The sequence below is a fragment of the Taibaiella lutea genome, assembly GCF_008629695.1.
Taxonomy (GTDB): domain Bacteria; phylum Bacteroidota; class Bacteroidia; order Chitinophagales; family Chitinophagaceae; genus Taibaiella; species Taibaiella lutea.
This window is the reverse complement of the sequence record NZ_VWSH01000004.1, coordinates 475,938-488,828: the sequence shown is the minus strand read 5'-3', so window position 1 is coordinate 488,828 and position 12,891 is coordinate 475,938. Positions and strand designations below refer to the sequence as shown.

Sequence of the window (12,891 nt, the reverse complement as noted above, 5' to 3'; positions counted from 1 at the left end):
TGGCCATTTTCAGATTTCAAGATATCCGTTACCTGTTTATGCAAAAGCCTGATATGAATAAAGCTCATTCAGTTTGTTGAATGAGCTTTATTCATTTTTAAATTATTAAAAATGTTGAAAAAGACGGATTGCAAATAACTACCATTTAGGCTTTGGTTACTTCAGAAACATAGTCAGCATCTACAAGCATTGTATTATATAATTCTTCACGCAATATTTTAGATTCAGGTTTATAGCCATAGAAGCGAAAACCTGAAGCAGTTTCTATGACATTGTGTATGAATGCATCGGACATGTCCTGTGTGCAAAGCATACCATCAATTTTATCAAATACAAAGTCGTCCCCCTGACTATAAGTGCCGATATAACTCAAGCAATAAATGATTGCACAACAAATCAACAGCAGTCCGATAGGCCATTGATCCAGAATTATAAAAAGAACTGCAACCAGGAATACTAATACAGGCTCGACAAAAATTTCAAGCATGCGGATATTGGAGCTCGTTTGGCCAAACTTGATATTCTTTACAAAGGGCAGCAATTTACCGGCGGAAAGGCTATACCGCGAGTCATGTTTATCGGGCTTATGCTTTGATTCCAGGTTTCTGAAGTAGCTGAATACAATAAAAGCTGCTGTAAAAAGATACCATCCCCAATTGTCTTTAATCGTGTCAGACAATTTGTTGTTGTATTGATTTAAGAATGGTAAAAAGGGAAAGAAAAGCAAGAATAAGGCGAGTATAGTTACAGGAAAAAGATTAAAATAGCGGGCGCCCATATCCCGACGGATAAAAACCTCGATCAATAGTTTTGGATAAGAGGAAATGCTCAGGAAGAAATTAAGCAGAGCATCTTTGATTGGGTTTCTTCTTTGGCCGATTGTCGTGAAGTAAAGGTTTCTTTTCATTTTTTTTTGTTTGATTTAGTAATGATAGATATAGCAAAGGTTTCTTTTTATTGACTTATGGGCTATACCTGTCACAAGGTATTTTTTGATTGGAAAAGAAATGGGGAACTATTTTTGCCTGAAGTAAGAATAGGATTAGTTGTGTTATTATTTAGTTGCCTATATATACATTGCTCAATTTTTCACCGTACAACTTCATCTCGGGGTTTTATCAGACACTATTTATGCAACCTCTTTTCTCCTCGCCAAAAAATGTGCTACTATTTGCAGACTTTTAGGACAAAGGCTATTATTAAAATTTCTAAAGGATCTGATTTTGAACAGCTTCACACGAAAAGAGCATTGCTTTATCGGGGGTAGAAATTGATGATTTGGTAGACTTAGTAACACAAAATCTGTGTTGAGTTGGATATGGATGTAGTATTGAACAGGCCTTATAAAAAAAGACACACCGCCAATAACGACGGTGTGTCTTGCTCGTCGGGAAGACAGGATTCGAACCTGCGACCCCCTGGTCCCAAACCAGGTGCGCTACCGGCCTGCGCTACTTCCCGATCCGGTGATGTTTTCCTTTAACTATTAATAACGAATTGCCTGACCAAAGCATCTGAGATTCAGATTAAAAAACGCTTATCATATTTTGATAAGCGTTTTTTAATTGTGTCGGGAAGACAGGATTCGAACCTGCGACCCCCTGGTCCCAAACCAGGTGCGCTACCGGCCTGCGCTACTTCCCGATCCGATAAATCTCCACTGAAAATTTCAAAAGAAAAGTTCAGCGGTGAGGGCGGGATTCGAACCCGCGGAACAGTTTGACCCGTTCGGCAGTTTAGCAAACTACTGGTATCGGCCACTCACCCACCTCACCGTTATTGTTTAAGAACTTCGCTTCCTTCGTTAAAGGAGTGCAAAGGTAAGCGCTTGAAATTGAATTATGAAATTATTTGGGAAGAATTTTCATAAATATTTTTTCACTATTGGAGCTTTCATCATTGACCGGATATAGTTGTATAATACTTATAAAGAAGTATTTGTAACTACTTTTCGGCAAAGGGATTCAGATAATTCAGATGGCTATAATAATTGCGACGAAGGCACCTAACCAAAAGGCAATTTCAAAATCGCTTTTGGAGTTTAAGATTGGACGAGGAGTCGCGGTTTACGAGTCAGTAGTGATTTCAAATTCACTATAATCATCTACTTCCAGTAAAGCAGTTAATTGTTCATTCAGGCAAATTAATTGCTGCATCTTTTGATATTCATCTAAGCTTTTCAGATAAAAATCGGGGTTATTTAACTGCTCTAAAATTCGTTCTGCTTTGTCCGTGTCATAAAGAAATGGATTCAGAAACATACTTTCATGTGATTTGGTAATCTCTCCGCTAAATTAGTCAGTTTATTTCATATTTCCTTATCAAAAACTTAATTAATTTATAATTTAAACACTATTTCAGTGTTAGCCATTAAGTATTTATACCTACACTACAATGTCAATATTATCTTATTGTTAATTTATATCTTACCGGAATAATCTTTATTATTTAAAACCTGAACGATAAATGAAACGAATCTTAACCATTCTCTCCTGCTGTTGCGCATTTTGGGCGAATAGCCAGTCCTATTATCGATCCACAGCTGTAACTATTCCTGGAAACGGACAGGCAAAAACAGATACGCTAATGGTTTCCGGATTAACTACTGCTACTCTGAACAGTAGTTTTGGATTAGATAGCATCACGCTGAATCTGAGTTATAACAATGATGAAGATTTGCTGATAAGCTTGACAGCACCTGATGGTACTGTGTTGCAGTTGGCAAATAACCTGGGTGGCAGCGACAATAATTATACAAACACAAATTTCAACATGAATGTGGCCGACCTTGTGAATTGGAAGAGTGCTCCTTTTACCGGAAAAATGAGGCCGGAATCCTGGATGGGCCGTGTAAATAACGGGCAGAATGGAAATGGAAAATGGGTATTGAAGATAGTAAACACTACTACGGGATCGACAACAGGTACACTTGTCAAATGGGGACTTCATTTTGATCATACGCCTGCCCAGCCTGAGTTTTTCACACAATCAAACTTGCCCATTTTGGTCATAAATACCAATAATGTAGTGCCACAGCATAATATAAAGAATGAAGTAGATGGCACGATGGGCATCATTAATAATACAAATCAGGTGAATATTATTGGCAATCCGTTTAATGATTACAACGGAAATATTACGATAAAAGTAAGAGGCAGCAGCTCTGCAAGCTTTCCGCAACGTTCCTATACAATAACTACTGTCAAGCCAAATGGAGATGACAGCGATGCTGTGGTACTTGGATTAAGCAAAGGGAGCGATTGGGTACTTTATGGTGCATGGGACGATAAATCATTTATGAGAAATATTCTGACCTATCAATTGTCCAATGAAATGGGAGCTTATGCTCCGCATACACATTTATGCGAAGTGGTTTTAAATGGCGATTATAAAGGTGTATATGCATTTATGGAAAAAATTAAAAGAGGGGACGGCAGGGTAGAAGTTGAGAAAATGGGCAGCAGCACAGTTTCCGGGCCTGATCTTACCGGCGGTTATATTTTTCAGGTTGACAGAGCAGAAAGCCCTTCGGATCATTGGGTGTCGGATTATAAACCTTGTACGGATAACCGTGAAATTAATTTCGTTTATGAATATCCTTCCGACAGCAAGATTAACACTGCACAAAAAACATACCTTGCCGATTATGTAGATTCTTTTGAGTCGGCTTTAATGAACCTGAATTTGTATGATACAGTACTCGGCTACCGTAAATACATTGATGTCGGCAGCTTTATTGAACAATCTATTTTGCAGGAATTTTCTCATAATGTGGATGGATACAGGCTAAGCAGCTTTCTTCATAAGGCAAAAAACATGAAACTGAATGCCGGGCCTATCTGGGATATAAACCTTGGATATGGTAATGCAGACTATAATGATGGTTCTGCAACCGACAACTATGAATGGAATAAGCCCTGCTCTGACCCTGATGATAATCTCAACCCTTTCTGGTGGAAGAAAATGGCTACGGATACGGTTTACATGAAAGAATATCAATGCCGTTATACCACATTGCGTCAAAACGTTCTGGATACAGTCCATATCGATCATGTTCTTGATTCCATGAAAAATGTGTTATTGGTTCCTCAGGCGCGCAATTTTACCAGATGGCCTATTTTGGGCGTTTATCTCTGGCCGAATGAATTTGTAGGACCTACATGGCAATCTGAACTGGATTATTTGCATGACTGGATTCATACAAGAGTAAGATGGATGGACGGACAGCTTTATAAAACGTCTTGTATTCCAACACCACCGCCGCCGCCAACTTCTTTAGCCGAATTGAATAAGGAATCATTCCTTAAGATATATCCTAATCCGACAACTGATATCCTGAATATTGATGCACAGAATGTCATAATCAGCAGGGTTCAGATTTTCAATGTTACCGGACAATTGATATGGGATGAGCATACAAACAAATCGCAAATTGCTATTCCTCTCGGCAAGAGGAAATTTGCCGCAGGTATATATACTGTGAGCATGGAAACCAAGCTGGGAGTTGTTCGCAGAAAATTAGTGCTTCAATAAATAATTTTAAGGTGAAATAAATGAATAAGCCTTCGCAATTGCGAAGGCTTATTCATTTAAAGAGAATATTTGAATTAATCTAACTGACAGGTAGTTGTAACCTGGCCATTTACATTGTCGAATGCTTTACATTTTTTCTCTGCACCATCTTTAGTGCCGCTGATAGTCTTTGTTTCGGTATTGGTTTGTGAACCGTCAGGAAGAACCGAAACGCAGGTGCAGGTATAGTCCTTGCTGCAAGATGTTAAACCGGCTATGCCTACTAAAGCTACAAGTAGCATTTTTTTCATAAAGGATAATTTTGGACGCTAAAATAATTATTTAAAATTAAAAACTGAAAATTTGTACAAAAGGATTTTTCTATCCCCTCAATAAATCAGGATATAATGGTTGTAATATCGATCGGATGGGTTAATGTCTGATGAATAGGGCAGCGATTGGCGATGTATAACAAACGTTCTTTTTGTTCCTGTGTAATATTTCCCTGCAGCAATATGGTTCTTTCCATAGTGCTGCTTCCTGCCAGCCTGTTGAACGTTACATTAACTTCCACACCCGTTAGTTCGGTCCAGCCTTTACGGTTGGCATACATCCTTAAAGTTGCAGCGGTGCAGGCTCCCAGAGAGGCAGTCAGCAATTCATCAGGTGAAAATCCCAAATCTTCTCCTCCTGCAGTCGTAGGTTCGTCTGAAATGATGGTATGATTGCCCGTTGTTATTGTCGTCTTGTAATTTTGCGTTCCGATAGCTGCTTTTATATGTACCATTATTTGAGTTTTAAATTTGAAGGTTCAGGAGGAAGCGGCACAAAATCGGTTTCACCCGGAACGGGTACGAATGCCTGTTCTTTCCACATTTCCTTTGCTTTTTCGATATGTTCATGGTCTGTAGCCACAAAATTCCAGTAAATATACCTGTCTTCCGGCAAAGGCTCCCCGCCAAAAATATAAACGGTACTATTGGCTGCCATCGTAAAAGTGCAGAGCTTACTGTCTTTGGCTACCAATAATTGTTTGGGCTCAAAAGTATGTCCTTCGCCGGTTACGCTACCATTCAATATATATAAGCCCGCTTCGCCGTACAAATCATTTCCGATAGTAATTTCCTGTTCCGTTTCGGATTTTATTTCCAGAAAATACAAAGGGCTGTAAACCGGTACAGGTGAAGCTTTTCCCTTGAAAGTACCTGCAATCAGGCAATACGAAACATCCCCTTCCTGCCATTTAGGTAGATCTTTTTCATCTGCATGAAAAAAGGAACATTCCATCTCTTCCAGATCTTTTGGCAAAGCAACCCAAATCTGAAGCCCGTGAAGGGTTTTATCACTATGCCTTAAATATTCAGGTGTACGTTCGGAATGCACAATGCCTTTACCCGCCGTCATCCAGTTCACCTGTCCGGGAAGTATTTCAATTTCCGTGCCCAGGCTATCTTTGTGCATGATATTGCCTTCAAATAAATAGGTGAGGGTAGAAAGGCCTATATGCGGATGTGGCGGCACATCCATGTTTTCACGTTCCGTCATTGTAGCCGGCCCCATATGGTCAATGAAAATAAAAGGGCCAACCATTCTTTTATCCTTGAATGGTAATAAACGGCCTACCATGAAGTTGCCGATATTTCTCGGCCTTTCTTCTATAATGAGATTGATATTTGACATATTGACAAAGAATTTTATAGTTTAAACATTATCTGCGGTTCAAAATCTACTGCGGTTTCTCCAAATACGATCTGATGTTTGGCATTCCTTGTATAAGGAAATTCAAAACGATAGGCAAAATCATCATTGGTATGTTCCGCATGTATCTTCACAACTTTGGAATTGCCTGTAGCAGCGGGATCATCGCTCGCATCCAGATAAAAAATACAAACAACTTTATAAGTGCCATTCAGTGCATTGACGCTCAGCTGATCTTCCAATTCCGCAATACTGTAAGTCTCTCCGTTTTTTGGCGCAACATGAATGTCGGCGATACTATCGTTTTGTAAAATGACGGTAGCAAAAGGTTGAAAACTGCCCCGTATCCTTAAACTGTCCTCAACATCATCCATCGAAGCATCGATTACTCTTTGTATGTCTGTCATTTCCGGAACGTCCGGATCATAAGGCGGATAAGGATTTTCCTGTGCAGTACACTGTTGATGCCACATTACAAATAATAACATCAAAAAAACGTAAATGATTTTTGTGGGGCGGGACATAGATTGATACGCTGTTTTATTTATCTGAATTATTTTATCTGATTTCTTATTTACCATTTCCAATTAACTTATCTCAACGGCTTTCCCTACTTTTGCATCCAAATTTAACATTAACCATAACAATATGAGCAAATTTTCTCAGCACAATTTTCACAATGAAAAAGCATTGATCAGAGTAGACTTTAATGTACCGATCAAAGACGGTAAAATTACGGACGATACGCGTATCAAAGCTGCATTGCCTACTATCCAAAAAGTATTGAATGACGGCGGAAGCGTAATTCTGATGAGCCATTGGGGACGCCCGATAAAAGATATGGCCAAAAAGCCGGAACTTACGGAAGCAGATTTTTCATTGAGTCGCATTGTGAATCACCTGAGTAAATCATTAAACCTGGATGTTCAGTTTGCAGAAAATTGTATCGGTGATGAAGCAACAAAGAAAGCCGCTGACCTGAAACCGGGAGAGGTTTTGTTGCTGGAAAACCTGCGTTTTCATAAAGAAGAAGAAAAAGGAGATGCTGACTTTGCAAAAACGTTAGCGCAATTGGGCGACGTATATGTGAACGATGCATTTGGTACGGCTCACAGGGCACATGCTTCTACCGCTGTTATTGCACAATTCTTTGATGCTGATAAAAAGATGTTTGGTTTGCTGATGGAAAGTGAAGTGCTGGCAGGAGAGAAAGTTTTGCACCAAAGCGAAAGGCCATTTACGGCAATCGTAGGCGGGGCTAAGGTTTCCGACAAGATTGTCATCATTGAAAATTTATTGAACAAGGCTACAGACATCATTATCGGTGGCGGTATGGCTTATACCTTCTTCAAGGCACAAGGCGGTAAGATCGGCAACTCCCTTTGCGAAGACGACCGTCTGGAGATGGCGCTTGCATTGCTGAATACCGCAAAAGAAAAAGGTGTAAACATTCATTTACCCGTTGACAGCCTGATTGCAGATAAATTTGCACCGGATGCCAATACGGATGTCGCAGATAACAAATCTATTCCTGATGGCTGGATGGGCCTTGACATCGGACCAAAATCAATTGAATTATTCAAACAAGTAGTTTCGACTTCCAAAACCATTTTATGGAATGGACCAATGGGCGTGTTTGAAATGGAAAAATTCCAGGCAGGTACCAAAGCCATTGCAGAAGCCGTTGTTGTTGCCACCGAAAATGGCGCCTATAGCCTTGTTGGTGGTGGGGATAGCGTTGCTGCCGTAAACAAATTCGGTCTTGCAGATAAAGTAAGTTACGTTTCCACAGGTGGCGGCGCTATGCTGGAATTTTTTGAAGGAAAAGAATTACCTGGTATCGCAGCTATCAATAAATAAAAGCGTGGATGGCCGGATAAAGCCGGTTGTTTAAGAAGCTCAGATTAAAATGCAGTGCAACGATAAGTTGCACTGCATTTTTTGCAACATTTCATATCAGATAATAGTCTTACGGCTGCTCAGCATATTGTCCGGATCCTGGCAATAGGTTTCTTTTATCTCCTTCAGGTGGTCATAACTTTCCTGAAAATAAACGCGGGTAGGGACGCTATCGTCTTTAAAACTGATGAATGCACCGTAAGTGCCCGGTATATCATAATTACGGCAGACTTCCAGCCAGTCCATAGCACGGTTTACATAAGGCTGTACGAGTGGATTTACAACACCGTCATTCTCCCACCAGGCCTGGTACTGTACCGTATAATAACATTTTTTATAAGGGAAGGCACTACCCATAGGATATTCATTGTCATGATAGTTGTAGTTTTTATAATATTCACCGGTAATAGCGCCGAGTGTAAAGTAGGTGCTCATACCTTGTTCTGTACCTTCTGTATATAAAAGATTCGATTCAAGACTTTCGATCAACTTTTCTCTGCGGGCTTTTGCAATAGCTGCATCATTTGTAACAGTAGCAAGACGCGAGGTTATTTTATGGGGAGCAGGCAAATCTATTTCAGGAGGAATAGCTTCATAGTGTTTAGGTAAAGATGCAGTATTGTACTTGCCCTCCAGGCGCAGGTTTTTATGCTTTTTCGTATCCCATTTCACTACTCTGTCCCAGGCAGAAAAAGTACTCCATGAACGACGGTTCTTGTCTGGAACCGCAGTAAGCTTGCCCGATGCACCGTCACTTACATTGTTGGACAATACTGCGTCGATACTGTCCTCGAATTTTATACCGTAATTGCCATATTGCTGATGTGGGAACCATTCATTTTCAATGATGCTTTTCAAATTATCTTCAAATGCCTGTTGGCTGCTGAACTGCGCTTTGCTGCCGCTATAATAACCATAGAAAAAACAATCGTGCAGGGATTTTTCTACAGGAACAGTGTCCTTTGCATCTTTGTATTTAGCTGCGATTTTAAGATTGGTGCCAAGCAGGTCCTGATTTTCATTATAATCAATAAGCTCTTCCCAGCGTTGAAGGATGTCAACCGCAGGTGGAATATTTCCATCAGCCTGTTGCCAGGAGACAGTGAATTTAGTGGTGTAATCCGGCAGCGTGAATGTTTTATAGAAAAGCTCGGTAACCACGCCGTAGCTCATGCCACCACCACCACGCAATGCCCACAGCAGTTTACGGTCATCTTCTTGAAGATCTTCCACAGGACAACCGTTATATTCGGGAATCAGCCTATTATCCATAATCGTTTTGTAAGAGCCATCACCCAACACAATAGTAACACCGGCAAGGCTTTCGCAACCCATGCCTTTCTGACGGGTCCAGGGGCCCCAGCCGCCGCCGAAGGTAAAGCCTGCTATACGTACAGAATAGCAAGTGCCATGAGGCAAGCCTACATTTTGCGCATTCATCTGCTTTATCAGGTCTATGAACATAATGCCGGGTTGTATAACGGCATAATTCTGTTCTGCATTGATAGTAACATCCACCATCTTTGAAAGATCAATCACAAGCGCATCAGTGCCTGAGGATTCGCCTTCATGATCATGGCCACCAGAGCGCACTCTGAAAAGTCCCTTATAATTATATTCTTTGATACATTTAATGACTTCTGATACTTGTGCGGTGTTGGTACAAAACACCATTGCTGTAGGGCGCAACTGAAAGTAGGTGTTGAAAATTTGTCTTTGGGTATTATACTCATAATTTGTTTCAGGTGTATCGTATAATATTTCAGGCATGTTATCTTTGGGAAGATAGGTTTTCAGGATCTCAATGATGCCGGGGAGTGTGACTTCCATAGGTAGATTGGTTTAGTGTTTGGTGATGGTTAAGATTTAATTGTTATGAGAAATATTCTATAGCAATATTTTTTGCTTCGCAATACTACTCAATGGAATTTACAAAAGCAAGCAGGAAGGGGTGGGGAAATTTCCCCTTTTTTATGAATGCAAAACAACCGGATAGAGCTGCAAAACCGGGTCTTAATATTTTGTTTATACGTATAAGGTAATCTATGCTAAAGAATATCTTTGTGTCAAAATAACTCAATATCCTTCAATATGCATCATCAGGAATTTGGTCCACCGGAAATACTGCAAGACGCCATTAAGTGCTTTTGGTATGATGTAAGAGAGCTTGGAGAACAGCAAACAGGTTTTGAGGTAGTGCCTGATGGTTATGCTGAAATTATTTTTTATTTCGGAGATGTTCTCAACATTTCTTCTAATGGAAACTTGCGTCAATTACCATCTCCCTTTATGATGGGATTACTTAATCAACCCGCTCTTTTTTATACAAAAGGTCGTTTTGAAATCATTGGTATCAGGTGTTTTCCCTGGACAGTATTCGATTTGCTTGGATTGTCTTCCGGTAAAGATGGGGTGCGTACTTTTGAGCATCCTATTGCAAAGCTTCAGCCTGCATTAAAAGAATTAATGGATGCAGGCAGAGTAGAAGAAGCAATCACTCAGGTAGAACAATATTTTCTTGCTGCGCATTCGTATGTTCACATGGATAGTATGCTGTTCAAAGCAGGTGTTGCCATAAGGGAAACAAACGGCAATATGCCTGTAACCCGATTAGCTAAAACAGCACATACTACGGTTCGTACACTGGAAAGGAAATTCAAGCAATCATCCGGCTATACTATGAAAGACGTTTCAGGGCTGGTACGCTTTGAGCAGGTGCGAAACCAATTATGGCTTGACCCCGATTCCAATCTTGCCGGCCTGGCACATGAGCTGGGTTATACAGATCAATCTCATTTAAGCAGGGAATTTAAACGTTATAGCGGAGCTACTCCAGCGGCTTTCGCACGAAATGCAAAGAAAGATAAGCAAGTTGCAAGCAGCGATTTTGTCGCATTTATACAAGCCTGACATATTAATGTTCCGGAATTTTGCATCATAATTAAACGATGTAAATTCATGATACTACAAAATAAAAAAGTAGCCATTATAGGTGCAGGACCCGTTGGCCTTACAATGGCCAGATTATTGCAACAAAAAGGCGTTGATGTAACCGTTTACGAAAGAGACAAGAATGCGTTGACCAGGATTTCAGGCGGCACACTCGACTTGCATAAAGGTTCAGGGCAGGACGCGCTGAAAGAAGCAGGATTGCTGGAACATTACTATGCAATGGCTATACCTATGGGAAGGACTGTAGTTGATACACAAGGTAAAGTGTTATTGTCTAAAAAGCCTGCAATCGAAGAGCAGTATGACAATCCTGAAATAAACAGAAATGATTTACGGAAAATATTGCTTGAAAGTTTGAATAGCGATACTGTTGCTTGGGATAGGAAATTTACAGGTCTTATAATAAGTAACGGGAAATGGCTTTTGCAATTTGAAAACGGAACGGATGCAACCGCAGATCTTGTTATCGGCGCTAACGGCGGCATGTCTACGGTGAGGAAATACATTACAGATGCCGAAATTGAATATACAGGAACTCTTATTCTGCAAGGTGAAGTATCGGAACCTGAAATCGAATGTCCGGAATTTTATCAACTTTGTAACGACACTATACTAATGGCCGCAGGTAATGGCAACTTGTTAGTGGCAAACTCCAGAAACGGCGGTATATTGACTTACAATGTAATCTTTAAAAAACCGCAAGAATGGAATAATGTAAATATAAGAGACAGTCGGGATGACATCAGGAAATTTCTTTTGAACAGATATACTGACTGGCATGAATGTTACAAACAACTGTTTCGCGCCACATCTTCTTTTATTGTATGGCCAACGAGAAAAATATCTTTGGACACACCCTGGAAAAATGAACGGCCATTACCTGTAACGCTCATTGGGGATGCCGCACACATAATGCCTCCCTTTGCAGGTCAGGGTGTAAATACGGGACTAATGGATGCATTGATTTTATCAGATAACCTGACTAACGGAAAGTATCAAAGCATAGAAACTGCCATCAGCGATTACGAAAAAAAGATGATGGTTTATGCAAAAGAAGCGCAATTGGAGACAAGCAGGAACGAAATTGAAATGTGTAACCCTGATTTTTCTTTCAGGAAATTTTATCAATAAATTCCACAATAGATTTGCAAAGTCAGAAAGAATTTTTGGATAACAGGTTTCTCATGAAGATGGAGCAAACTAATTTTGCTACCCGCTTTGCCATGCTGCGCGACAGATTCGGTACATCATGGATGTTGCTTTGTTAAAGCTAAAAATGTTAGTTTTTAACTCGGAAAGATTTTACTATTTCGTCAAATACTTGCTTATATTTTTTCAAACCACCCGGATTTACTCCTGCTGTAATGTTGCACGAAACTCCATTATTGGCAATGCTATAATAAGCCATTTCTCTTTTTATGCCATTTTGAGCTCGATTATATGTGTACCAAATGCAATTTTTCTCCGAAACAGGGAAGCTTCCATTATCAATTAATTGAACATCCATATTATTTAGCAGCTCTCCTTTAGTGCCGTCTACATAAGCTTCATGAGATTTATTACGCATAAATTCGTTTGTTACGTTTATAATCGGACGAAGGTTATCATTCTCTTTAATAAGGAAAGTTATTTTGTTGCCTTCCAAAATTGTATCTACTCTGAACCATCCTTCAGGCAGACTGAATTGAAAATTTTCACTGCCTATTTTCGAGTCGGGAGATCGCGACATTTCTCTTAAAATCTCAGCAGGTTTTTTTTCTTTGTTGCTTATGCATGAATGGAAGCTCAGGCATATCATCATTGCTATTAAAAAATAACTCAATTTCATGT

The 12,891-nt window shown here is 39.9% G+C and carries 12 protein-coding genes and 3 tRNA genes; 4 read left to right on the top strand and 11 right to left on the bottom strand.

The genetic code is table 11. The features are described 5' to 3' along the window. Positions 1–145: 145 nt before the first annotated feature. From F0919_RS17015 to F0919_RS16995, 5 genes are all read right to left on the bottom strand, one after another. Positions 146–907: a hypothetical protein gene (locus tag F0919_RS17015; protein ID WP_150033987.1), complete on the bottom strand. Its 762-nt coding sequence runs from the start codon at positions 905–907 to the stop codon at positions 146–148. 480 nt (positions 908–1,387) lie between these two features. Beyond that, positions 1,388–1,461: transfer RNA gene (locus tag F0919_RS17010), tRNA-Pro, on the bottom strand. Positions 1,462–1,570: 109 nt separating this feature from the next. Then, positions 1,571–1,644, bottom strand: a tRNA-Pro gene (locus tag F0919_RS17005). 42 nt (positions 1,645–1,686) lie between these two features. After that, positions 1,687–1,775 (bottom strand) — tRNA-Ser (locus F0919_RS17000). A 291-nt stretch (positions 1,776–2,066) separates the two neighbouring features. Further along, positions 2,067–2,261 carry a hypothetical protein gene (locus F0919_RS16995; RefSeq protein WP_150033986.1) on the bottom strand — a complete coding sequence of 65 codons (195 nt, stop codon included), beginning with the start codon at positions 2,259–2,261 and terminating at the stop codon, positions 2,067–2,069. A gap of 205 nt (positions 2,262–2,466) precedes the next feature. Here F0919_RS16995 and F0919_RS16990 point away from each other — a divergent pair, with 205 nt between their 5' ends. Beyond that, positions 2,467–4,533, top strand: a complete 2,067-nt coding sequence (locus F0919_RS16990) for a CotH kinase family protein (protein WP_150033985.1) — start codon at positions 2,467–2,469, stop codon at positions 4,531–4,533. Positions 4,534–4,607: 74 nt separating this feature from the next. Here the strand turns inward: F0919_RS16990 and F0919_RS16985 are convergent, their stop codons facing one another. From F0919_RS16985 to F0919_RS16970, 4 genes are all read right to left on the bottom strand, one after another. Beyond that, entirely contained in the window at positions 4,608–4,823 is a 216-nt protein-coding gene (locus tag F0919_RS16985; protein WP_150033984.1) for a hypothetical protein, read from the bottom strand. 86 nt (positions 4,824–4,909) lie between these two features. Further along, positions 4,910–5,299 (bottom strand): OsmC family protein, encoded by a 390-nt coding sequence (locus tag F0919_RS16980; protein ID WP_150033983.1) that lies wholly within the window; start codon positions 5,297–5,299, stop codon positions 4,910–4,912. Beyond that, positions 5,299–6,192 (bottom strand): pirin family protein, encoded by an 894-nt coding sequence (locus F0919_RS16975; RefSeq protein ID WP_150033982.1) that lies wholly within the window; start codon positions 6,190–6,192, stop codon positions 5,299–5,301. Before F0919_RS16975 ends, F0919_RS16980 begins: the two co-directional genes overlap by 1 nt. Before the next feature lie 14 nt (positions 6,193–6,206). Beyond that, positions 6,207–6,734 carry a hypothetical protein gene (locus tag F0919_RS16970; protein WP_216629444.1) on the bottom strand — a complete coding sequence of 176 codons (528 nt, stop codon included), beginning with the start codon at positions 6,732–6,734 and terminating at the stop codon, positions 6,207–6,209. A 124-nt stretch (positions 6,735–6,858) separates the two neighbouring features. Here F0919_RS16970 and F0919_RS16965 point away from each other — a divergent pair, with 124 nt between their 5' ends. Beyond that, positions 6,859–8,070 (top strand): phosphoglycerate kinase, encoded by a 1,212-nt coding sequence (locus F0919_RS16965; protein ID WP_150033980.1) that lies wholly within the window; start codon positions 6,859–6,861, stop codon positions 8,068–8,070. Between the two features lie 96 nt (positions 8,071–8,166). Here F0919_RS16965 and F0919_RS16960 read toward each other — a convergent pair whose 3' ends face one another. Further along, the gene (locus F0919_RS16960) at positions 8,167–9,939 is read right to left on the bottom strand and encodes an FAD-binding oxidoreductase (protein WP_150033979.1); all 1,773 of its coding nucleotides are present in this window, start codon (positions 9,937–9,939) and stop codon (positions 8,167–8,169) included. Between the two features lie 261 nt (positions 9,940–10,200). On the opposite strand from F0919_RS16960, the gene F0919_RS16955 reads away from it, so the two are divergent. After that, complete coding sequence (locus tag F0919_RS16955) at positions 10,201–11,019, top strand: helix-turn-helix domain-containing protein (RefSeq protein WP_150033978.1); 819 nt, start codon at positions 10,201–10,203, stop codon at positions 11,017–11,019. Positions 11,020–11,067: 48 nt separating this feature from the next. Further along, positions 11,068–12,192, top strand: a complete 1,125-nt coding sequence (locus tag F0919_RS16950) for an FAD-dependent oxidoreductase (protein WP_150033977.1) — start codon at positions 11,068–11,070, stop codon at positions 12,190–12,192. A gap of 148 nt (positions 12,193–12,340) precedes the next feature. Here F0919_RS16950 and F0919_RS16945 read toward each other — a convergent pair whose 3' ends face one another. Continuing rightward, positions 12,341–12,889, bottom strand: coding sequence for a hypothetical protein (locus tag F0919_RS16945; protein ID WP_150033976.1), 549 nt, complete (start codon positions 12,887–12,889; stop codon positions 12,341–12,343). Positions 12,890–12,891: the final 2 nt, after the last annotated feature.